At 70.3% G+C, this 24,426-nt stretch carries 25 protein-coding genes and 1 pseudogene; 12 read left to right on the top strand and 14 right to left on the bottom strand.

Features of this window, described 5'->3' with window-relative positions; translation table 11 throughout:
• Window positions 1-22 precede the first annotated feature (22 nt).
• Window positions 23-997, top strand: coding sequence for a Holliday junction branch migration DNA helicase RuvB (ruvB, locus tag TTH_RS02120; RefSeq protein WP_011227913.1), 975 nt, complete (start codon window positions 23-25; stop codon window positions 995-997).
• On the top strand, window positions 994-2,025 hold the full coding sequence (locus TTH_RS02115) for a DUF4388 domain-containing protein (protein WP_011172495.1): 1,032 nt from the start codon (window positions 994-996) through the stop codon (window positions 2,023-2,025). The genes ruvB and TTH_RS02115 overlap by 4 nt, the downstream gene beginning before the upstream one ends.
• Window positions 2,026-2,045: 20 nt before the next feature.
• On the opposite strand, the gene TTH_RS02110 is transcribed toward TTH_RS02115, so the two are convergent.
• Window positions 2,046-3,398: a tetratricopeptide repeat protein gene (locus tag TTH_RS02110; protein WP_008631640.1), complete on the bottom strand. Its 1,353-nt coding sequence runs from the start codon at window positions 3,396-3,398 to the stop codon at window positions 2,046-2,048.
• Between the two features lie 72 nt (window positions 3,399-3,470).
• Here TTH_RS02110 and ftsH point away from each other — a divergent pair, with 72 nt between their 5' ends.
• Window positions 3,471-5,327 (top strand): ATP-dependent zinc metalloprotease FtsH, encoded by a 1,857-nt coding sequence (gene ftsH, locus TTH_RS02105; RefSeq protein WP_011227911.1) that lies wholly within the window; start codon window positions 3,471-3,473, stop codon window positions 5,325-5,327.
• Here ftsH and TTH_RS02100 read toward each other — a convergent pair.
• Window positions 5,313-5,741: a hypothetical protein gene (locus TTH_RS02100; RefSeq protein ID WP_011227910.1), complete on the bottom strand. Its 429-nt coding sequence runs from the start codon at window positions 5,739-5,741 to the stop codon at window positions 5,313-5,315. The genes ftsH and TTH_RS02100 overlap by 15 nt on opposite strands.
• A 44-nt stretch (window positions 5,742-5,785) precedes the next feature.
• On the opposite strand from TTH_RS02100, the gene TTH_RS02095 reads away from it, so the two are divergent.
• The 8 genes from TTH_RS02095 (at window position 5,786) to TTH_RS02060 (ending at window position 14,044) form a co-directional block, all read left to right on the top strand.
• Complete coding sequence (locus TTH_RS02095; RefSeq protein ID WP_011172491.1) at window positions 5,786-6,178, top strand: SCP2 sterol-binding domain-containing protein; 393 nt, start codon at window positions 5,786-5,788, stop codon at window positions 6,176-6,178.
• Window positions 6,175-7,209, top strand: a complete 1,035-nt coding sequence (locus tag TTH_RS02090) for an alcohol dehydrogenase family protein (RefSeq protein WP_011172490.1) — start codon at window positions 6,175-6,177, stop codon at window positions 7,207-7,209. The genes TTH_RS02095 and TTH_RS02090 overlap by 4 nt, the downstream gene beginning before the upstream one ends.
• A gap of 167 nt (window positions 7,210-7,376) precedes the next feature.
• Complete coding sequence (locus TTH_RS02085; protein ID WP_011172489.1) at window positions 7,377-7,793, top strand: hypothetical protein; 417 nt, start codon at window positions 7,377-7,379, stop codon at window positions 7,791-7,793.
• A gap of 55 nt (window positions 7,794-7,848) precedes the next feature.
• On the top strand, window positions 7,849-8,859 hold the full coding sequence (locus TTH_RS02080) for an LptF/LptG family permease (RefSeq protein ID WP_008631628.1): 1,011 nt from the start codon (window positions 7,849-7,851) through the stop codon (window positions 8,857-8,859).
• Complete coding sequence (locus tag TTH_RS02075) at window positions 8,856-9,899, top strand: LptF/LptG family permease (protein ID WP_011227909.1); 1,044 nt, start codon at window positions 8,856-8,858, stop codon at window positions 9,897-9,899. The genes TTH_RS02080 and TTH_RS02075 overlap by 4 nt, the downstream gene beginning before the upstream one ends.
• A complete protein-coding gene (locus TTH_RS02070; RefSeq protein WP_011227908.1) occupies window positions 9,896-12,370 on the top strand; it encodes a hypothetical protein in 2,475 nt (824 codons plus the stop codon). The genes TTH_RS02075 and TTH_RS02070 overlap by 4 nt, the downstream gene beginning before the upstream one ends.
• Window positions 12,367-13,356 (top strand): hypothetical protein, encoded by a 990-nt coding sequence (locus TTH_RS02065; RefSeq protein ID WP_011227907.1) that lies wholly within the window; start codon window positions 12,367-12,369, stop codon window positions 13,354-13,356. The genes TTH_RS02070 and TTH_RS02065 overlap by 4 nt, the downstream gene beginning before the upstream one ends.
• Before the next feature lie 4 nt (window positions 13,357-13,360).
• Window positions 13,361-14,044 (top strand): SDR family NAD(P)-dependent oxidoreductase, encoded by a 684-nt coding sequence (locus TTH_RS02060; protein ID WP_011227906.1) that lies wholly within the window; start codon window positions 13,361-13,363, stop codon window positions 14,042-14,044.
• Here TTH_RS02060 and TTH_RS02055 read toward each other — a convergent pair.
• The 11 genes and pseudogenes from TTH_RS02055 to TTH_RS02005 all read right to left on the bottom strand — a co-directional run bounded on the left by TTH_RS02055 (window position 13,998) and on the right by TTH_RS02005 (window position 21,836).
• A complete protein-coding gene (locus tag TTH_RS02055) occupies window positions 13,998-14,336 on the bottom strand; it encodes a VanZ family protein (RefSeq protein WP_011227905.1) in 339 nt (112 codons plus the stop codon). The two genes, TTH_RS02060 and TTH_RS02055, sit on opposite strands and share 47 nt — an antisense overlap.
• Window positions 14,336-14,728, bottom strand: coding sequence for a methylmalonyl-CoA epimerase (mce, locus tag TTH_RS02050; RefSeq protein ID WP_011172482.1), 393 nt, complete (start codon window positions 14,726-14,728; stop codon window positions 14,336-14,338). Before mce ends, TTH_RS02055 begins: the two co-directional genes overlap by 1 nt.
• A 4-nt stretch (window positions 14,729-14,732) precedes the next feature.
• Window positions 14,733-15,813, bottom strand: a pseudogene (locus TTH_RS02045) (FAD-dependent oxidoreductase).
• Window positions 15,814-15,837: 24 nt separating this feature from the next.
• Window positions 15,838-16,785, bottom strand: a complete 948-nt coding sequence (locus TTH_RS02040; protein ID WP_011227902.1) for a 4Fe-4S dicluster domain-containing protein — start codon at window positions 16,783-16,785, stop codon at window positions 15,838-15,840.
• Window positions 16,786-16,787: 2 nt separating this feature from the next.
• Window positions 16,788-17,855: a bifunctional 3-deoxy-7-phosphoheptulonate synthase/chorismate mutase gene (locus TTH_RS02035; protein WP_011227901.1), complete on the bottom strand. Its 1,068-nt coding sequence runs from the start codon at window positions 17,853-17,855 to the stop codon at window positions 16,788-16,790.
• 33 nt (window positions 17,856-17,888) lie between these two features.
• Window positions 17,889-18,629 (bottom strand): twin-arginine translocase subunit TatC, encoded by a 741-nt coding sequence (tatC, locus tag TTH_RS02030; RefSeq protein ID WP_011227900.1) that lies wholly within the window; start codon window positions 18,627-18,629, stop codon window positions 17,889-17,891.
• Entirely contained in the window at window positions 18,626-18,847 is a 222-nt protein-coding gene (locus TTH_RS02025; protein ID WP_008631606.1) for a Sec-independent protein translocase subunit TatA/TatB, read from the bottom strand. Before TTH_RS02025 ends, tatC begins: the two co-directional genes overlap by 4 nt.
• Before the next feature lie 40 nt (window positions 18,848-18,887).
• Window positions 18,888-20,249: a bifunctional UDP-N-acetylglucosamine diphosphorylase/glucosamine-1-phosphate N-acetyltransferase GlmU gene (gene glmU, locus TTH_RS02020; protein WP_024119056.1), complete on the bottom strand. Its 1,362-nt coding sequence runs from the start codon at window positions 20,247-20,249 to the stop codon at window positions 18,888-18,890.
• Window positions 20,250-20,259: 10 nt separating this feature from the next.
• On the bottom strand, window positions 20,260-21,099 hold the full coding sequence (lgt, locus tag TTH_RS02015) for a prolipoprotein diacylglyceryl transferase (RefSeq protein ID WP_011227898.1): 840 nt from the start codon (window positions 21,097-21,099) through the stop codon (window positions 20,260-20,262).
• The gene (locus TTH_RS02010) at window positions 21,099-21,356 is read right to left on the bottom strand and encodes a glutaredoxin family protein (protein WP_011227897.1); all 258 of its coding nucleotides are present in this window, start codon (window positions 21,354-21,356) and stop codon (window positions 21,099-21,101) included. The genes lgt and TTH_RS02010 overlap by 1 nt, the downstream gene beginning before the upstream one ends.
• Before the next feature lie 3 nt (window positions 21,357-21,359).
• Complete coding sequence (locus TTH_RS02005) at window positions 21,360-21,836, bottom strand: DUF456 domain-containing protein (protein ID WP_011227896.1); 477 nt, start codon at window positions 21,834-21,836, stop codon at window positions 21,360-21,362.
• Window positions 21,837-21,899: 63 nt separating this feature from the next.
• Between TTH_RS02005 and TTH_RS02000 the strand changes: the two genes are divergently transcribed.
• Window positions 21,900-22,574 (top strand): DUF58 domain-containing protein, encoded by a 675-nt coding sequence (locus tag TTH_RS02000; protein ID WP_164926088.1) that lies wholly within the window; start codon window positions 21,900-21,902, stop codon window positions 22,572-22,574.
• Here TTH_RS02000 and TTH_RS01995 read toward each other — a convergent pair.
• Window positions 22,545-24,407 carry an aldehyde ferredoxin oxidoreductase family protein gene (locus TTH_RS01995; RefSeq protein ID WP_011227894.1) on the bottom strand — a complete coding sequence of 621 codons (1,863 nt, stop codon included), beginning with the start codon at window positions 24,405-24,407 and terminating at the stop codon, window positions 22,545-22,547. The genes TTH_RS02000 and TTH_RS01995 overlap by 30 nt on opposite strands.
• Window positions 24,408-24,426: the final 19 nt, after the last annotated feature.

Here is a 24,426-nt window from a genome sequence, read left to right as displayed (position 1 = left end):
AATAAGGCTATCATGGAGGAGCGTGGAAGACCTCGCCCTTAGGCCCAAGACCCTGGACGAGTACATCGGCCAGGAGCGCCTGAAGCAAAAGCTCCGGGTCTACCTCGAGGCGGCCAAGGCCCGAAAAGAGCCCTTGGAGCACCTCCTCCTCTTCGGCCCCCCGGGCCTGGGCAAGACCACCCTGGCCCACGTCATCGCCCACGAGCTTGGGGTCAACCTCCGGGTCACCTCCGGGCCCGCCATAGAGAAGCCCGGGGACCTCGCCGCCATCCTGGCCAACTCCCTGGAGGAAGGGGACATCCTCTTCATTGACGAGATCCACCGCCTGAGCCGCCAGGCCGAGGAGCACCTCTACCCCGCCATGGAGGACTTCGTCATGGACATCGTCATCGGCCAAGGTCCGGCGGCGAGGACCATCCGGCTGGAGCTTCCCCGCTTCACCCTGATCGGGGCCACCACCCGGCCCGGCCTCATCACCGCGCCCCTCCTGAGCCGCTTCGGCATCGTGGAGCACCTGGAGTACTACACCCCTGAGGAGCTGGCCCAAGGGGTGATGCGGGACGCCCGCCTCCTCGGGGTGAGGATCACGGAGGAGGCCGCCCTGGAGATCGGTAGGCGGAGCCGGGGCACCATGCGCGTCGCCAAGCGCCTCTTCCGGAGGGTGCGGGACTTCGCCCAGGTGGCGGGGGAGGAGGTCATCACCCGGGAGCGGGCCCTGGAGGCCCTTGCCGCCCTGGGCCTGGACGAGCTGGGCTTGGAGAAGCGGGACCGGGAGATCCTGGAGGTCCTCATCCTCCGCTTCGGCGGCGGCCCCGTGGGCCTCGCCACCCTGGCCACCGCCCTCTCCGAGGACCCGGGCACCTTGGAAGAGGTGCACGAGCCCTACCTCATCCGCCAGGGCCTTTTGAAGCGCACTCCCCGGGGCCGGGTGGCCACGGAACTGGCCTACCGCCACCTGGGCTACCCGCCCCCGGTGGGCCCCCTCTTGGAGCCGTGATCCGGGCCACGCTTTCCGAGCTGGACCTGGGGGAGCTCCTTAGGGCCCTGGAGGCGGCGCGGAAGAGCGCCGTGGTGAGCTTCCGGGGCCGGATCTACGGGCGCGTCCACCTCCTCGGGGGGCGGATCCTCTACGCCCGCACCGAGCCCGGCCCCCACCTCGGGGAGTACCTGGTCCGCCTGGGCCACCTCACCCTGGAGGAGGTGCAGGAGCTGGTGGAGCGCCAGGACCGGGAGAACCCCGGCACCCCCTTGGGGGCTTTGGCCCTGGAGCTCGGCCTCATCGGGGAGGAGGAGCTTAGGGAGGCCCTCACCGCCCAGGTCCTCGAGGCCTTGGCCACCCTCCTCGGGGAGAAGGAGGGGGAGGTGGTGGCGGAGCCCATGGTGGAGGGAAGCCAGGTGGCCCTCCCCCTCACCTTCGGCACCGGCTGGGCCCTCATGGAGGCGGCCCGCAAGCTGGACGAGTGGCGGCGGGGGCAGGTGGACCCGGACGAGGTCCTCCACCTCGTGGAAGACCCCACCCGGCACCCCCTTCCCCCGGAGGCCTGGAGCGTTCTGGAGCACCTGGACGGGGTGCGGCGGGCAAGGAGCATCGCCCTCCTCTCGGGGCTTCCCGAGGAGGAGGTCTACCACCTCCTCCACGAGATGAAGGCGAGGGGCCTCCTCCGCCCCTCCACCCTCCTCCTCGAGGACCCCTTGGTGGCCGTCCTGGCGGAAAGCGGGGTGGTGCGGAGGCTCCTTCTGTACCTCCTCGAGGCCCACCGCTTCCGCGTCCTTCTGGCCCGGGACGTGGAGGGGCTCTTGCGCCTCCTCAAGTCCAGGCCCAAGGGGGTGATCCTCCAAGGGGAGAAGGCGGTGGAGGCGGCCCGCAAGGTGCGGGCCACCCCGGAAGGGCGGCTCGCCTCCCTCTACCTGGTGAGCGAAACCCCGCCGGGCCTCCTCCTCAGGCCCCTGAGGCTCCTCCACCTGCCCAAACCCTTAAGGAGCCAGGAGGTCCTAAAGGCCCTGGAGCCCCTGCGGAGGGGCTAACCCCGCCCCCTGGGAAGCGCTCAGTTCAGGCGCTTCCCCTCCCGCAAGAGGGCCTGGGCGCGCTCCACGTAGGCGGTGAGGGCGGCGTGCCACTCGTCCGCCGGGTGGAGGTAGGGCAGCACCGCCTGGCCCCGGCGCACCATCTCCTCGGGAAAGCGGTAGCCGAGCTGGGCCAGGGTGTCCACCACCATCTCCTGGGCCCCCACCCACTCCCGGCTCCCCTCCTCGGCGCTTTCCGCCGCCTTGCGGTAGTGTTCCAAGGCCTCCTCCAGGTGGAGGAGGTCGTAGGCCACGTGGCCCAGGACCAACTCCCCCGCGGCCACCGCCCCCCGGGCCACGGCCTCCCGGGCGGCGGCCTCCGCCTCCTGGTAGCGCCCCTGGCGGTAGAGGGCCTCGGCCAGATCGGCGTAGGCTTGGGCCAGGTAGGGGTAGCCCTCCTCCCGCACCAGGGCCCGGAGGTGCTCCTCGGCCTCGGGGTAGGCCCCGTGGTCCAGGGCCGCCACCCCCATCTCGTGGAGGACGTGGGGGCGCTCCCCGGCGTCCGCCCGGGCCAGGGCCTCCCGGAAGCTCGCCATGGCCTCCTCGTAGCGCCCGAGCTGGAGGAGGGCCTGCCCCTCCACCAAGGGGGTGCCGTAGGCCTTGTGGCCGCTCTCCTCCTCCAGGGCCAGGGCCTTGCGGATCTCCTCCAGGGCGAGGCCCGGGTTGCCCAAAAGGAGGTGGGCCCGGGCGAGGAGGTAGTGGCGGGTGGCGGCGTCCTCCGGGTCCTCCTCCCCCACCGCCGCCTCCGCCTCCTTCAGGGCGAGAAGGGCCCGCTCCCCCTCCCCGGCCTCCAGCCACATGGCGGCGGCGTCCAGGAGGAGCCAGTACCGCTCCAGGCCCAGGGCGAGCTCCGCCCCCCGCTCGTAGGCCAAGGCGGCCTCCCCGTGGCGGCCAAGCCGCTCCAGGATCCGCCCCTTAAGCCCCTCGGCCCGCCAGGCCAGGTGGGGGGGAAGCCCCGCCTCGAGGGCCTCCAAGGCCTCCTCCAGCCTCCCCAGGTAGAAGAGGGCCTGGGCCTGGTGGTACCGGACCCGGGGGTCCCGGCTCGGGAGGAAGAGGGGAAGGACCTCCCGCTCGGGCCGCCCCTCCAGGGCGAGGAGCTCGGCGAGGAGGCTCCGGTACAGGGGGTCGTACTCCAGCCCTCCCAGGGCGTAGGCCTCCTCCAGGGCGTGGTGGGCCTTCTCCAGCCCCTCCTCCCCGTAGAGGGCGTAGACCTCGGCGAGGAGGAGCCAGGCCTCCTTGGCCTCCCTCTCCCGGCCGAAGAGGGCCTTCCGGGTGAGGAGGTCAATGGCGGTGTCGTAGTCCCCCTGGTGCAGGGCCTCGAGGACCCCCTTCATCGCCGCTAGAGGATACCACATGCCCCGTCTTCCCACCGGCAAGGCGCTACCATAGGGCAAGGGAGGTAGACCTTGCCGCAGCGGTTCAACCCTTTCAACCTGCTCCTTCTCGTCCTGTTGGGGTATCTCGTCTACACGGCCCTAAGCGGACCACCGGCCCCCACCCTCGCCTACACGGAGTTCCGGGAGCTGGTGCGCCAGGGGAAGGTGGCGGAGGTGACCCTGGAGGAGACCCGCATCACCGGGCTCCTCAAGGCCCCGGAGCGCTTCCCCACGCCCCAGGGGACCGTCCAGGTCTCCCGGCGCTTCCAGGTTCCCCTGCCCCCCGCCCAGGTCCAAGACCCCGAACTCCTCCGCTTCCTGGAGGAAAACGGGGTGACGATCGTGACCAAGGCCCCCTCCATCTGGCCCCAGGTCCTCCTCTACGTGGCCCCCACGCTCATCCTCATCGCCTTCTTCTGGTTCTTCTTCATGCGGGCCCAAGGCGGGGCCGGCCAGGTGATGCAGTTCGGCCAGAGCCGGGCCAAGCTCTACGGTAAGGAACGCAAGGTGAACACCACCTTCAAGGACGTGGCCGGCCACGAGGAGGCCAAGCGGGAGCTCATGGAGGTGGTGGACTTCCTCAAGAACCCGAAGAAGTACCTGGAGATCGGGGCCGAGATCCCCAAGGGGGTGCTCCTCGTGGGCCCGCCCGGCACGGGCAAGACCCTCCTCGCCCGGGCGGTGGCGGGGGAGGCGGGGGTGCCCTTCTTCTCCGTCTCCGCCAGCGAGTTCATGGAGATGTTCGTGGGCGTGGGGGCGAGCCGGGTGCGGAGCCTCTTTGAAGACGCCCGCAGGAACGCCCCGAGCATCATCTTCATTGACGAGCTGGACTCCATCGGCCGCAAGCGGGGCGCGGGGATCGGGGGCGGCCACGACGAGCGGGAGCAGACCCTGAACCAGATCCTCTCGGAGATGGACGGGTTTGAGAAGGACACCTCCGTCATCGTCCTCGCCGCCACCAACCGCCCCGACATCCTGGACCCCGCCCTCCTTAGACCCGGGCGCTTTGACCGCCAGGTGGTGGTGGGCCTCCCCTCCCTGGAGGAGCGCAAGGAGATCCTCCTCGTCCACATGCGGGGCAAGCCCATCGCCGAGGACGTGGACGCCCTGGAGCTCGCCCACCTCACCCCGGGCTTCTCCGGGGCGGACCTCAGGAACCTGGTGAACGAGGCCGCCCTCCTCGCCGCCCGGAACGGGGAGAAGAGGATCCGCAAGGAGCACTTCCTCAAGGCCCTGGACAAGATCGTCTTAGGCCTGGAGCGGTCCGCCCTGAAGCTCTCCGAGGAGGAAAGGCGGGCCGTGGCCTACCACGAGGCGGGGCACGCCGTGGTGGGGGAGGTCCTGCCCCACGCCGACAAGACGGAGAAGGTCTCCATCGTCCCCCGGGGAATGGCCCTGGGGGCCCGCTGGAGCAAGCCCGAGGAGCGGGTCCTGGTCTCCCGGGAGCACCTCATGGACGAGCTCGCCGTGCTCATGGCGGGCCGGGTGGCGGAGGAGCTCTTCACGGGCACCGTGACCACGGGGGCCCAGGACGACTTCAAGCGGGCCACGGGGATCGCCAAGCGGATGGTCCTGGACTGGGGCATGGGGGAGCACTTCAAAAACGTCGCCTGGGGCTCGGACTCGGGGCCCGTCTTCCTGGGGGAAGAGATCGCCAAGAAGAAGGACCACTCCGAGGAGACGGCCCGCCTCATTGACCAGGACATCATGAAGATCCTGGACGAGGCCTACGAGCGGGCCAGGAAGGTGCTCTCCACCCACCGGGAGGCGGTGCACAAGATCGCCGAGGAGCTCCTCCGGGAGGAGACCATCCCCGGGGACCGGGTGAGGGCGATCCTCCGGGAGACCCAGGCGGTGGAGCGGGCCGAGGACCTAGGGCAGGAATAGCTCCGCCCGCACGCCTAATCCCCGGGCCCGCTCCACCCAAAGGGGGTTGTCGTCCCAGTAGACCGCCTCCCCTGGGGCGAGGCCCAGGGCCTCTAGGGCCAGGGCAAGGGCCTCGAGCTTGTCCGGAGCGTGGTAGGCCAGGACCCCTTCGGGGGGCGGCAGGTCGGAGACGAGGTGGAAGGGCTCGGGGAAGGCGAGGCCCCGGGGGCGGAAGGCCTTGGGGTAGAGCCTCGAGGCCCCGGGGAAAAGGGCCTCCAGCGCCTGCGCCCCCTCGGCCTTGAGCCGGGGGAGGAGGGCGTAGAAGGCCTCCGAGAGGTAAAAGACGGGCTCCCCGCTCTCCTCGGCGAGGAGGCGGAGGAGCCTCGGCTCCACGGGCTCGCAGTACACCCCGGAAAGGTCCAGGAGGTAAACCACCCCTCGAGTCTACGGCTTATACTGGGTTCAAAGGAGGGAAAGGAATGGAGCTTTTCACCGAGGCCTGGGCCCAGGCGTACTGCCGGAAGCTGAACGAGAGCGAGGCCTACCGCAAGGCGGCGAGCACCTGGGAGGGCTCCCTGGCCCTCGCGGTGCGCCCGGACCCCAAGGCGGGGTTCCCCAAGGGGGTGGCCGTGGTCCTGGACCTCTGGCACGGGGCCTGCCGGGGGGCGAAGGCGGTGGAGGGGGAGGCGGAGGCGGACTTCGTCATTGAGGCCGACCTCGCCACCTGGCAGGAGGTGCTGGAGGGACGCCTCGAGCCCCTAAGCGCCCTCATGCGGGGACTTTTGGAGCTCAAGAAGGGCACCATCGCCGCCCTCGCCCCTTACGCCCAGGCGGCCCAGGAGCTCGTCAAAGTGGCCCGGGAGGTGGCATGAGGGCCGTGGTCTACAAGGGGCCCTTCCAGGTGGCGGTGGAGGAGGTTCCGGAACCCAGGTTGGAAGCGGACACGGACGCCCTCCTCGAGGTGGAGCTTTCCGCCATCTGCGGCTCCGACCTCCACATCTACCACGGCAAGATCGCCGGGGTCCTGCCGGGGACGGTCCTCGGGCACGAGTTCGTGGGGCGCATCGTGGAGAAGGGCCCCCTGGTGCCCTTCCCCGTGGGGGAGCGGGTGGTGGGAAGCTTCCAGGTGGCCTGCGGGGAGTGCCCTGCCTGCCGCAAGGGCCAGTTCTTCGCCTGCTCAAGGGGCGGGGTCTTCGGCTTCGGCCTCGCCCTGGGCAACCTCCCGGGGGCCCAGGCGGAGAGGGTGCGGGTGCCCTTCGCCCGGCACACCCTCTTCCCCATCGGGGACCTCCCCGCCGAGGAGGCCATCCTCGCCGGGGACATCCTCACCACGGCCTACGGGGGGGTGAGGCCCTTCCTCACCCCCGGCATGAGCGTGGCCGTGGTGGGCTCGGGGCCCGTGGGCCTCATGGCCCAGATGGTGGCCCACGCCCTGGGGGCAGGGCAGGTCTATGCCATAGACCCGGAGGAAGCCCGCCTAGAGAAGGCCAAGGCCCTGGGAAGCCTCCCCATCCACCCCAAGGCGGAGGACCCCGTGGCCCGGGTGCGCCGGGAGACCGAGGGCCTGGGGGCGGATTTGGTGGTGGAGGCGGTGGGCGGGGACGGGGAGGCCCTGAAGCTCGCCCTGCGCCTCGCGGGCCCGGGGGGCGTGGTCTCCAGCCTTGGGGTGCCCACGGCGGAAAGGCTGGACTACCCCTGGCTTCCCGCCTTCAGCCGGGGGATCACCCTAAGGAGTGCCCTCGCCAACGTCCCCCGCTGGATCGGCGAGGTCCTCGCCCTGCAGAAGGCGGGCAGGCTCAAGGGGAGCTTCGTCTTCAGCCACCGCCTCCCCCTGGAGGAGGCCCCCGAAGGCTACCGCCTCTTCCACGAGCGGAAGGCCACCAAGGTCGCCCTCGTGCCCTGAGGCTTCTTTGTCCGCTGACTCCTTCATTCTACCACGGCTTGCTCCCTTGCAAAGGGGTATGCAAAAAGCCGCGGGCCTTACGGGGTTTTCCGGCGGCGCGGTGGCCTTTACTGGAACGATAACACGAAATCCAGCGCTACACTGGAAACAGGGAAGGGAGGTGCGGCATGGCCCGGTACCTGGTGGTGGCCCACCGCACGGCCAAGAGCCCGGAGCTCGCCGCCAAGCTCAAGGAGCTTTTGGCCCAAGACCCGGAGGCCCGCTTCGTCCTCCTGGTCCCGGCGGTCCCCCCTCCCGGGTGGGTCTACGAGGAGAACGAGGTGCGGCGCCGGGCCGAGGAGGAAGCGGCGGCGGCCAAGCGGGCCCTCGAGGCCCAGGGCATCCCCGTGGAGGAGGCCAAGGCGGGGGACATCTCCCCCCTCCTCGCCATAGAGGAGGAGCTCCTCGCCCACCCCGGGGCCTACCAGGCCATCGTCCTCTCCACCCTGCCCCCGGGGCCTTCCCGGTGGCTTAGGCTGGACGTCCACACCCAGGCGGAGCGCTTCGGCCTCCCGGTGATCCACGTGATCGCCCAGGCCGCCTAAGCCCCCCGCGGCGGGGCTTCCTCGTTTTCTCATCCGCCTTGCGTATACTTCCCCCGTGCTGGGGCGCTACGTCCTCCGGGAGGTCCTCGTCCCTTACCTGGTGGGGGTCTTCCTCTTCGCCGCCCTCCTCACCTTTGACCTCCTCTCCAGCCTCTCGGGGGTCCTCCTCTCCCGGGGGGTGGGGGCCCGGGAGGTGGGGCTTCTCGTCCTCTACCGCCTGCCCTGGACCCTAAGCCTCGCCCTCCCCTTAGGGCTGGTCTTCGCCGTGCTGGTGGGGCTTGCGGGGCTCATCCGCCGCTCGGAGCTCAAGGCGGCCTACGCCGCGGGGGTCCCCCCCTTGGCCCTCCTCAGGCCCCTCGTCCTTCTGGCCCTCGCCGTAAGCCTCCTCAACCTCCTCAACCTGGCGGAGCTCAGGCCCCGGTCCCAGGAGGCCTACGACGGGCTCCTGGGCCGGATCCTCTACGGGGAGGGCGGGGCCTCCGGGGTCCTGCGCCGCCAGGTCTACGCCCCCCCGGGCCTCGGCGTGTACTTCGCCGAGGAGGTCTACCCCGAGCCAGAGGGAAACCGGCTCCGGGGGGTGCGGGTGGTGGACGAGAGGGGCCGGGTCTACAGCGCCGAGGAGGGCCTTTGGGACGAGGAAGGATGGCGCCTCAAGGGCTACGTGGTGGAGGGGGAGGAGGTCCGGCCCTTTGAGGGCGTCCTCCCCTTCCCCGCCCGGTTCCGCCCCAAGGAGAGCCTGGGCTCCCGGGACCCCTACGACTCCACCCCCCTCGAGGAGCTCTGGGCCCGGGCCCAGGTGGAGCCCGAGGCCCGCTTCGCCTTCCACCGCCGCCTGGCGGACGCCCTGGGGGGCCTGGTCCTGGGGGCGGCCGCCGCCGCCTTAGGCCTCTCCTTGCGGGAAGCCGCCTGGGCCTTCCTGGGGGTGGTCCTCCTCATCTTCGGCTACTACGTCCTCTGGACCCTGGCCGCCCAGCTCGCCCGCTACGACGTAAGCCCCCTCCTCGCCTACCTCCCCGACCTCTTCTACGGGGCCTTGGCGGGGGCGCTCGCCTGGAGGCTACGGTGAAGACCCTGGACCGCTACCTCCTGCGGGAAACCCTGCCCCTCTTCGGCGGCGGGCTCCTCGTCATCGTCCTCCTCTTCCTGGGCGGGGCGGTGTACGAGGTCCTGGCCCCCCTGGTGGCCAAGGGGGCCGACCCCTACACCCTCCTCCGCTACCTCCTCTTCCGCACCCCCGAGGCCCTGGCCCGGGGCGCGCCCGTGGCCTACCTCTTCGCCCTCCTCGTCCTCCTCTCCCGCCTGGGGGAGGACGCGGAACTCAAGGCCCTCCTGGCCCTCGGGGTGCGGCGGGAGCGCCTCCTCCTTCCCTTCCTCCTCCTCGGGACCGCCATCGCCCTCGCCGCCTTCCTCCTCGGGGAGGGCCTCGTCCCCCAAGCCCTCGCCAAGGGGCAGGACCTCCTGAGGCGGGAGGTCCTGGAGCGCCCCCGGGCCCTCCTCACCCCGGGGGCGACCTTCCAGGACGCCCAAGGCCGGGTGGTCTACGTGGGGAAGGTGGAGGGGGAGGCCATCGGGGCCCTCAGGGTCCTCTCCCGGGAGGAGGTCCTCCTCGCCGAGCGGGGAAGCTTCCGCGGCGGGGTGCTGCACGTGGAGGAGGGGACCCGCATCACCTACGAGGGAAGCCGCCCCCGGACCCTGGCGCGCTTTCAGCGGGGGGAGCTCGTCCTCAAGGACCTCACCTTTGACCCCTGGCAGAACCCAGCGAACCGGATGACCCTGGCCGAGCTCCGAAAGGAGGTGCAAAGGCTCCGCCAGATGGGGGTGCGGGCGGGCCTCGAGGCCACCACCTACTACCGCCGCTTCGCCGAGCCCCTGGCCGCCCCCGTCTTCGCCCTCTTCGCCGTGGGCCTCGCCTTCTACCTCCTCGGGGGAAGCCGCAGCCTCGGGCTTGTGGGGGTGGCCGTCCTCACCTTCTTCTACTACGCCACCTGGAGCGTGGGGCGGATCATGGGGGAGCAGAACGCCCTGGACCCCTTCCTCGCCGCCTTCGGCCCCAACCTCCTCTACGGGGCCTTGGGCCTTTTCCTCTTCCTGGGAGGGCGGCGGTGAGGTGGCTTCCCCTTCTCCTCTTCCTCCTCCTTCCCGCCCTCGCAGAGGAGAGGGTGATCAAGGTCCTGGAGGCGGAAAGGCTGGAGCTTAGGCAGGAAGGGGGGGAGGAAGTCTACGTCCTCGTGGGAGAACCCGTGCGCCTGGAGCGGGAGGGGGAGACGCTGGAGGCCAAGCGGGTGGTCTACTTCCGGGAAAGGCGGCTCCTTTTGCTCTCGGGAGGGGTGCGCTACCGGGACCGGGAGGGGCGCCTCATTGAGGCGGAGGAGCTCCAGGTGGACCTCGCCGACGAGAGCTTTGACGCCCTCGAGGTCCGCATAGAGGCCGAGAACCTCCTCCTCACCGGCCCCGTCTGCCAGCGGGCGGCGGGGGCGATCCTCCTGGAACGGGGCTACGCCACCCCGTGCGCCTCGTGCGGCCAGGAGGTTCCCGACTACGCCTTCCGCGCCCGGGAGATCGTCCTCTACCCCGGGGACCGGGTGGTGGCCCGGGACGTGACCCTCCTGGTCCAGGAGAAGCCCGTCCTCACCCTGCCCGTCCTCCTCCTCTACCTCTCGGAGAGGCGGCCCCGCCTCGAGGTGGGCCAGGACGAGGGGGGCCTCTATGTGAAGGCCGACCTCCCCTATGTGGCCGCCTTCGGCCTCGGCTACACCCTCCTCCGCTACTACCAGGGCCGGGGCTACGGCTTCGGCCTGGACCACTACGGCACCGGGGAGGCCAAGGAGCGCTACTTCTTCCTCCACACGCCCCCCGACACCTTCCAGTACCGGGGGGAGTACGGCCTGAAGCGGGCCGGGTTTTCGGTCGCGGCCCTGGTGGAGCGGGACGACACCCAGGAGAAGCTCACCCGCTTCCGCCTCGAGGCCCTCCTCCCCGGCACCCCCACCCCCCAGGACTGGCGCTACGCCTTGCGGCTCGAGGGCTTCCTGGACCACGACCCCTCCACCCCCCCGCCCCGCGCCCTCCAGCGCCTCCCCGAGCTGGAGGCGCAAAGCCCCACCCTCCGCCAGGGCCCCTTCAGCCTACAGCTGAGCCTGCAGGCGGGGCGCTACCTGGCGGAGACCAACCCCCTAAACCGCTCCGCCCGGGCCCTCGGCCCCTACGCCGAAGCGGGGAGGCTTCTCCTCGCCCACACGGAAAGTCTCGTCCTCGCCCCCTGGCCCGGGGCCACCCTGCGGGGGGAGAACCGCTTCCGCGGCTTCTACTACACCACCCAGAACCCCGACGGGGAACACGAGCGCCAGGTGGACTGGAGCACGAGCCTCGCCTTTCGCCAGGCCCTCGGGGGGGTAAGCCTCGAGGCGGGCTACCTGAGGAGCGTCCAGGAAGGGGAAAGCCCCTTCCGCTTTGACGCCTTGCCCCAGCGGAGGACCCACCAGGCCACCTTAGGCCTAGGCTTCCGGGAAAGGCCCCTCGCCCTCTCCCTCAAGGGGGGGTGGGACCTGGAAAAGGAAGCCTACCTCCCCCTGGAGGCCGAGGCCAGGCTCCAGGACCGGGGGTACGGCCTCCTCCTCTACCACAAGCGGGACCTGGAGGAAGGCCCCCTGGAGACCCGCCTGGAGGGTAGCCTCACCCCCTACCCCTTCTCTTTACGGGCAAGCCTCCGCTACGACCACCCAAAGGCCCTCTTTGACCCCCTCCTCCTCCAGGGGGCCTACGCCCTCCCCGCGGGAAGCCTAAACCTCGCCCACCGCCACGGCCTGAACGGGGAAGGGGCCCTGGAGACGAGCCTCACCCTGGCCTACCGGGAGGGCCAGGAGGCCTACACCCTCCAGGCCCGGAGGGACTGGCCCAAGGACACCCTCCAGGCCTCGGGCCAAGCCATCCTGGGCCGGCAAAGCCTCTCCCTCCAGGCCACCCTGGACCCCACCGCCCTCGCCTACCAGGCGGGCTTCCGCTCGGGAAGCGCCCCGGGACCCCTCCTAGACCTCCTCCTCTCCGGGCGGTACCAGGAGGGCTTCCGGGGGACGAACCTCCGCCTCGGCCTCACCCAGGCCCTCCCCGAGGCGACCTTCCGCCTCACGGCCAACCTGCACCTTCCCGAGGTGGAGGACGGGGAGGTCTACCTGAAGGACCTCGCCCTCTCTGGCGGCCTGGAGCTTTGGGGGCCCACCCCGCCCGACGAAAGGGGGGAAAACGCCCTCCCGGGGCTTGCCCTCTCGGGAAGCCTCACCTACACCCGAAGCCCCACCAGTCCCGAAGGCTACGCCCTCGCCCTCAGGAACTTCGGCCCCACCCTCACCTTCCTCGGCCGGGAGAACACCAAACTCCACCTCGCCGCCCTCCTCACCCAGAACCTCCCGGGAACCCCCCTGAAGCCCAAGTTCCTCCTCACCCTGGACCGGTGCTGCTGGGCCATGCGCTTCACCCTGGACGCGGCCAAGAACGAGGTGCGCCTCGCCTTCCTCTACGGGGGGCAGGCGGCGGAGGTACTTATGGACGAGGAAGGCGTGCGCTTGGGAGGTCTGCCGTGAAGCGGCTTGGGTTTCTCCTCCTCCTTTTCCTCACCGCCTGCACGGGAAGCCAGGAGCCCCCCCTTCCCGCCCTCCTGGCGGCGGGGGGAGGGGACGAGGTGCGCTTCTACCGGGCCCAAGACCTCCAAAGGGGGACCGGAACCCCGGTGGAGACGTGGGCGACCCCGGGCCTCCAGGACCTGGCCTACAGCCCCACCTTCCAGAGGCTCTACCTCCTCTTCCCCGACCGGGTGGAGGCCTACGACGCCACGGGCTTCAGCGAAACCTCCGTCCCGAAGGGCACCGCCGCGGACCAGGGCTTGCCCCCAGGGGTGGACTGCACGGGGGGGTACCTCCGCCTCGGGCAAGGCGCCCTCCTCCTCCACTGCCCCGCCGCGGCCCGGGCCTTCCTCTGGCCTCTGGACGGGAGCGGAAGCCTCCTTGAGGCCGACCTCACGGGCCTGGACCCCGCCGCCCGCCTCGCCCTCCTCCCCCAGGGGAGCCTGGACCTCCTGGCCTACCTCACCTCGGCGGCCATGGGCTTTCGCCCGGCCCAGGACCCAGAGGGAACCCCTTCCCTGGAAAGGCCCCTCAGCCCCCCCTTGGACGCCGCCCCCTTTGACCTCCGGGCGGACGCCGCCAAGGGAAGGCTCCTCGGCCTAGGAAGCCTAAACCTCGAGGCCCGCCTCTACACCCTCCAAGGCGAGGCCCTGGGAAGCCAAAGGGTCCTCGGGGACTTCTTCGGCGTCCCCCGCCTCGCCCTGGACCCGGTGGCGGGCCTTGCGGTCTACGGCCGGGGCTTCCAGGTCCTGGAGCCCAGGGCCTCTTCGGTCCTCGAGGCCTACACCGATTTCGCCGCAGGGGCCATGGGCCAGGACGGGTACCTGTACCTGGCCTCCGGAAGCCTCCTCTACGTCTACGACCTCGTCCCCTCCCCGCCCCAAAGGGTGGCCATCCTCTCCTTGGGCCTCGCCCCCAAGGCCCTGGCCTTCCTCCCCGTAGAATAGGGGCATGCTCCAAGGGAAGGCCTTTCTCATCACCGGGGCCGGAGGGGCCCTAAGCCGGGCCCTCATCCCCGCCTTCCACCAGGCGGGGGCCAGGCTCTTCCTCTCCGACCCCAGGCCCGAGCGCATGGCGGAACGGGCCCAGGCCGTGGGGGCCAAGACCTTCGTCGCCGACCTCACCCGGCTGGAGGAAGCCCTGGCCCTGGCCCGGTTCGTGGAGGAGGAGGCCCCCCTCTACGGGGTGGTCCACACCGTGGGCGGCTTCGCCGCCGGGCGGTTTTTGGACACCGACCCGGGGCTTTACGACTGGATGCTGGACCTGAACCTCCGCACCACCTTCAACCTCCTCAAGGCCGTCCTGCCTTACATGGCCAAGCGGGGGGAGGGCTTCTTCGCCGCCTTCGCCGCCGGCCCCGCCTGGACGGGGGCGGGCCCGGGAAGGGCCCTCTACACCGCGGCCAAAACCGCCCTGGCGAGCCTCTTGAGGTCCTTGCAGGGGGAGGTGGAGGGGGTGCGCTTCCTCGTGGTCTACCCCATGGGCACCCTGGACACGGAGGCCAACCGCAAGGCCATGCCCGAGGCGGACTTCTCCCGCTGGATCGCCCCCGAGCTCGTGGCCAAGGTGGTGGTGGAGGCGGCGGGGGCTAAGGGCGGGAGGCTTCTGGAGCTTCCCATCTACCCGCCCCTCTAGCCCCCACGTAGGCCCCGAGGAAGTCCGCCACGAGGTCCAGGCCGAAGGCCTCCCGCCCCGGGACGAGGCTCTGGTGCCATTCGTCCACCACCCCGTAGAGGGCGGCGAGGAGGAAGGCGGGGAGGAACCGCCCAAGGCCCCGCCGCCAAAGGGCCCCGAGGAGGGCGTAGGCGAGGAAGTGGGCGAGCTTGTCCCAAGGATGGGGAAGCCCGGCGCCCGGGAAAGGCCTTTCGGAAAGCCACCAGAGCACCCCCATCCACAGGAGGGCGAGGAGGGCGTAGAAGGGGCGCACTACGCCTCCACCAGTTCCCAAAGGACCCCCAGGCCAAAGCTTGGGTGGAGGAAGGCCACCCGGTGGCCGCCGAAGCCGGGCCTCGGGGCTTCGTCAATAAGCTTCGCCCCTTCCGCTTTGAGCCGGGCCAGGTCCTCCTCTATCCGGGAAGTGGCGAAGGCCAGGTGGTGGAGGCCGGGGCCCCTTTTGGCCAGGAACCGCCCCACCGGGGTCTCGGGGCCAAGGGGGGAGAGGAGCTCGAGGAGGGCCTCCCCTTCCCCCCTAAGCAGGGCCACCCGCACCCCCTGGTGGGCCACCTCCCCTTCCGCCACCACCCGGAAGCCCAGGCTTTGGTAGCGGGCCTTGGCCTCCTCCAGGTCCTCCACGGCGATGCCCACGTGGTGGAGCCGCATGGGGCTATTCTAGCCCTTCCAGCACCCCCTTGGCCGCCTGGAGCCCGCTGAAGAGGCACCCCCCCAGGAAGGTGCCCTCGAGGGCCTTGTACCCGTGGAAGGCCCCGCCCCCAAACCCCGCCGCCTCCCCCGCGGCGAAAAGGCCCGGCAAGGGCTCGCCCAAGGGCTTGAGGGCCCTTCCCTTGAGGTCCGTCTGAATTCCTCCCAAGGTCTTGCGGGTGAGGGTCCAAAGCCTCACCGCCACCAAGGGCCCCTTTCCCGAGAGGAAGGGGTGGGGCTTGGCCACGCGGAAAAGCCGGTCCCCCACATAGCGGCGGAAGGCGTGGACCATGAGGACCTGGCCGTCCTTGGCGAAGGGGTTTAGGAGCTCCCGGTCCCGGGCCTTCACCTCCCGCTCAAGCCTCCCCGGGTCCAGGACCCCGGGGGCCAGGGCCTCCATCTTGCGCATGAGCTCGGAGAGGTCCTGGGCCACGAGGAAGTCCTTCCCCCGCTCCAAGAAGGCCCGGACGGGGGCCGCGGGGCCCAGGAGGCGGTTTCTCACCACGCCGAGCCAGCTTTTCCCCGTGAGGTCCGGGTTCTGCTCCGAGCCCGAGAGGGCGAACTCCTTCTTGAGGGTGGGGAGGTCCAGGATGAACCAGCTCCAGTCAAAGCCGGTGCTCCGCAGGTACCGCAGGGTCTCCAAGGCGTACGGAGTTCCCGTGGCCCGTGGCCAGGCCCCCGCCCCGCTCCGCCCAACCCACCACCGGGAAGAAGCGCACCCCCAAGGAGGCGAGCCAGGCCCGTTTCTCCCCCGCGGCGAACTCCAGGTAGGCCTCCGCGAACCGCCTTCCCCAGGCGTCCTCCTCCCGGTCGTAGCCCGCCGCGCCCATCCAGTCCTGGAAGGCGAGCTCCACCGAGTCCCGGATCCCCAGGCGCCTCTGCTCGGGGGAGTCCACCAGGAAAAGCCCCCCGAAGGACCAGAAGGCCTGCCCGCCGAGGTAAGGCTCCTGCTCCAAAAGGAGGACCCGCTTGCCCCTTTGGGCCACCTCCGTGGCCACCACGAGGCCGGCGAGCCCCCCACCCACCACCACGAGGTCGGCGTCCATAAGGTTGGGGACATTATACCCGGTTCAAAGGTCGTACCAGGGGGGCTTGCCCCGGAAGAGCAAAAGCTCCTTCCCCACCTCCTCTTTAGGGGCCTCCTCCAGCCGGATCACCTGGGGCGGGCAGCTCTCCACGCAGGCCCCGCACCCCGTGCAGGCCGCCACCTGGAGGTAGAGGACGTACTCCTCCCCCTCCCGCACCCGCCGCACCGCCTCCGTGGGGCAGACGTTGGTGCAGACGGGGCAGAGGGTGCACCCCTCCTCCACCCGGATCCGGGGCCAGCGGACCTCCGGGGCGCGGCTTGCGGCGAGGCGCCTAAGGCGGAGCTCGGCGGGAAGCTCCCCTTCCCTCTCCTCCTCCAAAGCGGGCAGGGGAAGCTCGGGGACGAGGTCGGCGGCGGTGCGCTTGGCGCTTCCCAGAAGGGCCTGGAAGAGCTCCCGCCTGCCCACCCTTTCCCCGGGAAGCTCCCCCTCCACCACCTCCACCTCCACGGGGAAGTAGCGCCTCGCCTCCTCGGCCATGCGCGCGAGGCGCTCAGGGACCTCCGGCCCCCCGATCCGGCAGGCTTCGCAGTCCCCCCGGGCGAGGACCACCTTGCCGAAGCGGCTTCCCGCCTCGGCCAATAGCCCCGGGGTGAGGCGGCCCAGGCACAACACCTCCTCGCCCTTCCCCTCGGCCTTGGAGCACCTAAGCTTCCCCTTTCCCCGGATCAGGGCCTCCTGGATGGCCCCGAGGGGGTACTCCAGGGCGATCCCGGGGCAGACCCCGGTGCAGAGGCCGCACCCCGTGCACAAGACCTCGTCCAGCTCCACCCGCCACCCCTCGAGGCGCACCGCCCCCTTGGGGCAGACCCCATAGCACTTGTCGCACCCCCCCACGCTGTTCTTGTAGAGGAGGCAGCGGGCCTCGGTGTAACGGGGCCTCGGGTCCGTGGCCTTGAGGAAGGCGTTGAGGAGACCGTCCAGAAAGCCCATGGCTAAGGGGCCTGGAGGAGGTCCCTAATGGCCTCCAGGAAGCGGTCAAACTGGGCGAAGTCCATCTGCTGCTGGTTGTCGGAGAGGGCCACCTTGGGGTTGGGGTGGACCTCCACGTGCACCCCGTCCGCCCCCACGGCCAAGGCGGCGCGGGCCAGGGGGGCGAGAAGGTCCGTGCGCCCGGCGGCGTGGGTCACGTCCACGACCACGGGGAGGTGGGTCTCCTGCTTGGCCAGGGCCACGGCGGAGAGGTCCAGGGTGTTGCGCGTCCAGCGCTCAAAGGTGCGGATCCCCCTCTCCGCCAGGATCACCTGCTCGTTCCCCTGGGCGAGGATGTACTCGGCGGCGTAGAACCACTCCTCCATGGTGGCGGAAAGCCCCCGCTTTAAGAGGACGGGGCGCCGGGCCTTCCCCACCTCCTTGAGGAGGGCGAAGTTCTGCATGTTCCGGGCCCCGATCTGGAGGATGTCGGCGTACTCCGCCACCACCTCCACGTCCCGGGTGTCCATGACCTCGGTGACGAAGACCATGCCGAAGGCGTCCGCCGCCTTGCGGCCAAGTTTAAGCCCCTCCACCCCGAGGCCCTGGAAGCCGTAGGGGCTCGTCCTGGGCTTGAAGGCCCCGCCCCTTAGGACCCTCACCCCCCGCGCCGCCAGGAAGCGGGCCGTCGCCATGATCTGCTCCTCGCTCTCAATGGAGCAGGGCCCGGCGATGAGGAGGGGCTTCTCCCCGAAGACCACGTCCTTGACCCGCACCCTCGTGGGCTCGGGCTTATGCCTCTTGGAGTAGAGGAACTTCTTCTGGTCCTGGCGCTCCTCGAGGTCCAGGCTCGCCTTGAAGATCTCCTTGAAGAGCTTCCTTATGGTCTCGTCGGGGAAGGGCCCGGGGTTTTCGGCGGTGAGGTAGGCGAGCATCTCCTCTTCCCGCTTGGGGTCGTAGTGGGGAAGGCCGAGCTCCGTCTGGAGGCGGCCGATCTCCTGCACGAGCCTCCCGCGCTCGGAGAGGAGGCGCAGGATCTCCCGGTTCACCCGGTCCACCTCTTTGCGGAGGGCCTGGATGCGCTCGTCCATAGCCTATTCTATGGCCCGCCCGCCCTCAGGGTGTCAAGCGGCCTCCTGGGGCCTCTGCCTTTCCGCGAGGCGGGCCACCAGGACGGAGACCCAGTAGAGGACGAGGAGGGGGCCGCTCACGATGAAGAGGGAGACCACGTCCACCGTGGGGGTGATGACCGCGGCCAGGGTGAGGAGGAGGACGACGGCGATGCGCCAGTTGCGGGCGAGGAAGGAGGAGGTGAGGATCCCCAGGCGGGCGAGGAGGTAGCTCACCACCGGCATCTCAAAGACCACCCCCATGACGGTGAGCATCATGAGGATCTGGCCCATGTAGCGGCCGATGGAGATCTGGGGGGTGACCACGTCCCCTAGGAAGCCCAGGAGGAAGGGGACGGCGAAGGGCAGGAAGGCGTAGTAGGCGAAGAGCGCCCCCAGGGCGAAGCTGAACCCCGCCCCCAGGAGGAAGGGCACGGCCAGGCGCTTCTCGTGCTCATAGAGCCCCGGGGCGATGAAGGCCCAGACCTGGTAGACGATGAAGGGAAGGGCGAGCACAAGCCCCCCGAAGGCGGCCACCTTCAGGGAGACGAGGAAGGGCTCGGTGATGTCCAGGACGATGAGGTTGACCTGGATGCCGTGGGCCTTGGCCGCGAGGTCCAAGGGCCTCTTCAACCACTCCAGAAGCTGGACCCTGAAGGTCCAGGCCACGCCCGTCCCCACCGCCCAGGCGAGGAGGGACCAGAGGATCCGGGCGCGGAGCTCCTCGAGGTGCTCTACCAGGGGGGCTTCCTTCAAGCCTTGGGCTCCTCCTTGGCCTCCTGAACGGCCGCGGGCTTGGGCTCGTCCTTCACCTCAATGCTCTTCTCCAGCTCCTCCCGGATCTCCTGGGCCCCCCGCTTGAACTCGCGGATGCTCTGCCCCAGGGAGCGGCCGAGCTCGGGGAGCTTCCTGGGCCCGAAGATGAGGAGGGCGACGAGGAGGATGACGAGGATCTCCGGCATGCCGAGGTTCATGCCCTAAGTCTAGCACCCCGGGGCTGAAGGGAGGAGAGGGCTACCCTTCCCCGAGCTTCCTGAGGGCGTACCCCTCGAGGTTCTTCTGCCTCTCCCGGGCCACGGCCAAGGCGCCCTCGGGCACGTCCTGGGTGATGACGCTCCCCGCCCCCACCAGGGCGCGGTCCCCCACCCGCACCGGGGCCACGAGGACGCTGTTGGAGCCGATGAAGGCCTTCTTGCCGATCTCGGTCTTGTGCTTCCGCTTGCCGTCGTAGTTCGCGGTGATGACCCCGGCGCCGATGTTGGTCCCCTCCCCCACCTCGGCGTCCCCGAGGTAGGCGAGGTGGCCCGCCTTCACCCCCTTGTGGAGGAGGCTGTTCTTCACCTCCACGAAGTTCCCCACGTGGACCTCCTCCATGAGGACCGCCCCCGGGCGGAGCCTGGCGAAGGGCCCGGCGGAGGCCCCGGGGTGGAGGTGGGCCCCCTGGGCCACGGTGTGGGCGAGGACCTTGGCCCCGGGTTCCAGCACCGTGTCCTCGAGGACGGCGTAAGGCCCCACCTCGCACCCCTCGCCGATCCGGGTCTTTCCCTTGAGGACCGCCCCGGGCCAGAGGGTAACGTCGGGGGCGAGCTCCACCGAGGGCTCCAGGTAGATGGTCTCGGGGAGGATCATCCGCACCCCCTTCCCCATCCACTCGGCGCGAAGCCTCCTAAGAAGCACCCCCTCCACCCGGGCGAGCTCCTCGCGGGTGTTCACGCCCAAGGCCTCCTCCGCCACGCCCCGCACGGCCAAGACCCGCCTGCCGTGGGCGCGGTAGATGGCGATAAGGTCCGGGAGGTAGTACTCCCGGGCGGCGTTTTCGTTCCTCACCTCTTTGAGGGCCTGGAAGAGGAAGCCGTCAAAGGCGTAGGCCCCGGCGTTCACCTCCCGGATGGCCCGGACCTCAGGAGGCGCGTCCTTCTCCTCCACGTTCCCCAAGACCTCCTCCCCCTCGCGGAGGATCCGGCCGTAGCCCGTGGGGTCAGGGAGCTCCGCGGTGAGGAGGGCCATCCCCGCCCCCTCCCGCACCCTCCGGAGAAGGGCCTCCAGGGTCCTCGGGGAAAGGAGGGGGGTGTCCCCCTGGGTCACGAGGAAGGGCCCGGGGAAGTCCCGGAGGAGGCCTTCCGCCTGGAGGAGGGCGTGGGCGGTCCCGAGCTGCTCCTTTTGCCACGCCACCTCCACGGGGTAGCCCTCCAGGGCCTCCACCACCTTCTCCCCCCCGTGGCCCACCACCACCACGAGCCTTTCCGGCTTGAGGGCTAAGGCGGCCTCGAGGGCGTAAAGGAGCATGGGCTTCCCCAAAAGGGGGTGGAGCACCTTGGGCAGGCGGGACCGCATCCTGGTCCCCTGCCCCGCGGCCAGGATCACGTGGGCGTGCATGCCTCCCATCTTAGCGCCGAGACGCCTCCCCCTTGCCCAGCCGGCGCAGCATGTAAAGGGAGAGGAGGACGAGGGGCAGGCTCACCACCTGGGTGGCGGTGAAGAGGCCGATGCCGAGCTCGTCGTTGCGGTAGACGGGAAGCCACAAGGGGTTCAGGCGGAAAGGCTCTTCCAGCACGGAGCGGAGGACGCTGTACCAGAGGACGAACTGCCAGAAGGCGTAGCCGTAGAAGGGCCGCTTCCTAAGCCAGTAGAGGGAGAGGAAGAGGAGGATGAGCCCCACCACGGCCCCGTAGACCTGGGTGAGGTGCACGGGGCCCCGGAGGAGCTCGGCGCACCGGTAGACCTCGGAGATGTCGTCAATGCCGGGGCAGACCCCGGGAAAGCCCCTGGCCCACTCTGGCCAGGTGAAGCCGATGGGCAAGGTGGTGAGGCGGCCTGCGGTGTCGGAGCCGTTCATGAGGTTGCCGATCCTCCCGGCGACGATCCCCAAGGCCACCCCCGGGGTGGCGGCGTCCAGGTAAGGCCACAAGGGGTAGCCCCGCCTCCGGTGGAAGTAGTAGAAGGTGAGGCCCCCCCCCAGGATGGCCCCGTGGAAGGAGAGGCCCCCGTGCCAGATGTAGAGGGCCTCGAGGGGGTTCTCCAGGAAGTAGCCGGGGGAGGTGAGGACGTACCCGAGCCGGGCCCCCACCACCCCAAAGACCACGGCCCAGAAGACCACGCGCTCAAAGGGCTCGAGGTCCCATCCCCAGGCCCTTAACCGGCGCCGGGCGAGCTCGTAGCCCAAAAAGATGGCCAGGGTGAGGAGGACCCCGTACCAGCGGATGGCGAGGGGGCCGATCTGCACCATCACCGGGTCCACGTTCCACCCCCCAGGCGCGCCGCAACCTCCACAAGCTCCCGCTCGCCAAAGGCCCCCTCGAGGAGCACCTCCTCTCCCCAAAGGAGCACCGGGACGCGGAAGGTGTACCGGGCGAAGAGCTCCGGATCGCGGTCCACGTCCCGCCGCACGTAGGGAACCCCCAGGGCCCACAAAGCCCTCTCCGCCTTCTCGCAAAGCCCGCACCCTTCCCGGGTGACGAAGACCAGCTCCATGGCGGAAAGCATACGTCAAAAGATGGCCCTGAGGACCAGAACCCCCATGGCCAGGTGGACGAGGACCTTGGCCACCACCCCGCCCATAAGCCCCACCAGGGTCCCCCAGGCCGCCCGCAGCGCCTCCTCCGGCCGCCTTCCCGAGAGGTACTCAAAGAGCCAAGCGAGGAGGAAAGGGAGGACCAAGACCCCCACCACCCCGAAGAAGAGCCCCAAAACGCCCCCCAAAAAGGCCCCCCAAAGCCCCGCCCGTCCCGCCCCGTAGCGCCTGGCCCCCACCAGGGCGGCCACGTTGTCCAAAAGCATGGCGAGGAGGGCCAGGGCCCCAAGCCCAAGCCACGTCCCCAGGGAAAGCTCCCGGAAGCCCACGAGAAGCTCGTGCACCAGGGCCCCGAAGAGGATCACCAAGGTGGCGGGGACGAAGGGAAGGAGGGTGAGGAGGACCCCGAGGACCCAAAAGGCCACGAAGAACCAGTCGGCGAAGGCGTCCACGGAACCGAGGGTAGCGGAAGGCGGGGTGAGAAGGGAAAGAGGCGGTAGAATGGCCCCATCGGCCTGGCCCGCTACCGCATCGCCACCAAGCCCTACCTCCCCTACCCCGGGGAGCGCCTCGCCCGGAGGAAGGGGCTTGGGGGGGAGTTTTACGAGCTCCGCCCCTACGCCCCCGGGGACGAGGTGAGGAGGGTCCACTGGCGGGCCTACGCCAAGACGGGAAGGCTTTTCACCCGGCTGGAGACCGCCCCCGAGAGGGCCCGCTTCCGGATCTACCTGGACCAAAGCCCGAGCATGCGCCTCCACGGGAAGCTCCCCTACGCCCGGGAGGTGGCGGCCCTCCTCCTCAGGATCGCCCGCCAGGAGGACCCCTTGGCCCGCCTCGAGGGGGGAAGCCCCGAGGAACTCCGCCCGGGGAAGGGGGTGCTGGTCCTCGTCACCGACGGGCTTGACCCCCTCCCCTGGCCCAGGCTCCTCCCCAGGCGGGTGGTCCTGGTGCAGGTCCTCTCCCCCCTGGAGCTGGACCCGCCCCCCACGGAGGCCCTCCTCAAGGACGTGGAGACCGGGGAAACCCTCCCCGTGGGGCGGGAGGAGGTGGAGGCCTACAAGGAGGCCCTGGCCGCCCACCTCAAGGCCCTCCGCCTCCTCGCCCTCCTCCGGGGGCGCTACGCCCTCCTCAGGGTGGGGGAGCCCCCCCTTCCCGCCCTCCTACGCCAGGGCGTTCTGGAACTCCTCTAGGCCCAAGGCCTTGAGCCTTTCCGGATCCACGCCCCCTTCCCAGCCCGCAAGCCTCCGGTAGGCCCTGACCCCCTCCCGGAAGGCCTCGGGGTCCAAGCGGGCCTCGGGGTTCCCCTTGCGGAAGGGCTGGAAGAAGCGCTCGGGAAGCCGGTCCTCCTCCGGGGAGATCCCCTCCCGCAGGTTGAAAAGCCGGGTGAGCTGGAGCGTCCTCTCCCCCACCTCCAGCATCTCCTCCGGGGAAAGCCGCCAGCCCGTGGCGGCGTAGAGGGCTTCTTGCCACTCCTCCGGGGTCCAGGGGACGAAGTCGCACATCACCAGGCTGTTCACGAAACCCCGCTCCCGGGTCTTGGTCCAGAGCATCCGGATCTTGGCCTCGGAAAGGTCCTCTATGGGCAGGGGCTGGAAGTCCTCCCCGTAGAAGCGGAGCTCCCTCAGGGCCCTCCCCTCCTTGGCGAAGGCGGTGTCGTGGAGGTTGTGGTTGTGGTCCGCCCCCGTGGGGCTCACCGCGTAGCCCACCCCTAGGGCCCGCTTGTACCGGGGGTCGTGCATGGGCACCTCCTGCCCCTTCACGTGCATGGCGAGCTCCGGGTGGCCCAGGCTCTCGGCGAGGCGCTTCGCCCCTTGGGCGAGAAGCTCCCCAAGCCTCCCCTCCCTCCTCGCCAGCTTCTCTATGGCGGCGATGAGGGCATCCCCGTTGCCGAACCTCAGGCCCAGGCCCTCGTCGTCCAAATAGCCCTTCTCCACCGCCTCCATGGCGCAGGCGATGGTCACCCCCACCCCGATGACGTCCAGGCCGTACTGGTTGCAGAGGGTGTTGGCCTTGGTCACGGCGTAGGGGTCGGTGACCCCGCAGGTGGAGCCCAAAGCCCCAAGCCCCTCGTACTCCGGCCCCCCGTACTCGGGACGGACATCGTACCTGCCCGTACCCTCAATCTTCACCACCTGCTTGCAGCGGATGGCGCAGGCGTAGCAGGTGTCCCGGCCGATGCGGATGCCGAGGGCGTCCAGGCTGGTCCCGTCCAGGGCCTCGGCCCCCTCCAAAAAGCCATCCAGGAAGTTGTGGCTGGGGAGGACCCCCCGGAGGTTAAAGGGCTTCACCGTGCCCACGGTGCCCATGGTGACGAGGCCCGCCGCCCGGTCCATGCGCTCCTTGGCCATGCGCCGGGCGAGCTCCTTGAGGAGGCCGGGGTCGTGGTAGGCGGGAAGGGTCTCCTTGTGGGCCCGGGCGGAGACCGCCTTGAGCCTTTTGGCCCCCATGACCGCCCCCAAGCCCCCCCTTCCGGCGAAGTGGGCCAGGTCGTGGATCACGTTGGCGGTGAGGACCCGGTTCTCCCCGGCGAGGCCGATTTGGGCCACGCGGGTGTTCCCCCCGTGGGCCTCCTTGATGAGGGCCTCCACCTCCAGGGGGTCCTTGCCCCAGAGGTGGACCGCGGGGTGAAGGGCCACCTCCCCCCCTTCCACGTGGAGGTAGACGGGAGCTTCCGCCTGGCCCAAAACCACCAGGGCGTCCAGGCCCGCGTTCTTGAGCTCCGCCCCGAAGAAGCCGCCGCCCTCCGCGTCCCCGTACCCCCCGGTGAGGGGGCTTTTGGCGGCCACGGTGTTCCGCCCCGAGCCGGAGATGGGGGTTCCGGTGAGGATCCCGGGGGCGAAGACGAGGGCGTTCTCGGGGCCCAAGGGGTCGGCCCCCTTGGGCACGTGCCTGAGGAGAAGGTAGGCGGCGAGGGCCCGCCCCCCGAGGTAGCGCCGCCAGAAGGCCTCGCCAAAGCTTTCGTACCAGACCTTTCCCGTGGAGAGGTCCACGAAGGCCACGCGGTCGTGATACCCCTTGGGCATACCCAAAGTTTAACCCCGC

The sequence above is a fragment of the Thermus thermophilus HB8 genome, assembly GCF_000091545.1.
Taxonomy (GTDB): domain Bacteria; phylum Deinococcota; class Deinococci; order Deinococcales; family Thermaceae; genus Thermus; species Thermus thermophilus.
This window is presented reverse-complemented; position numbering and strand designations above follow the sequence as displayed.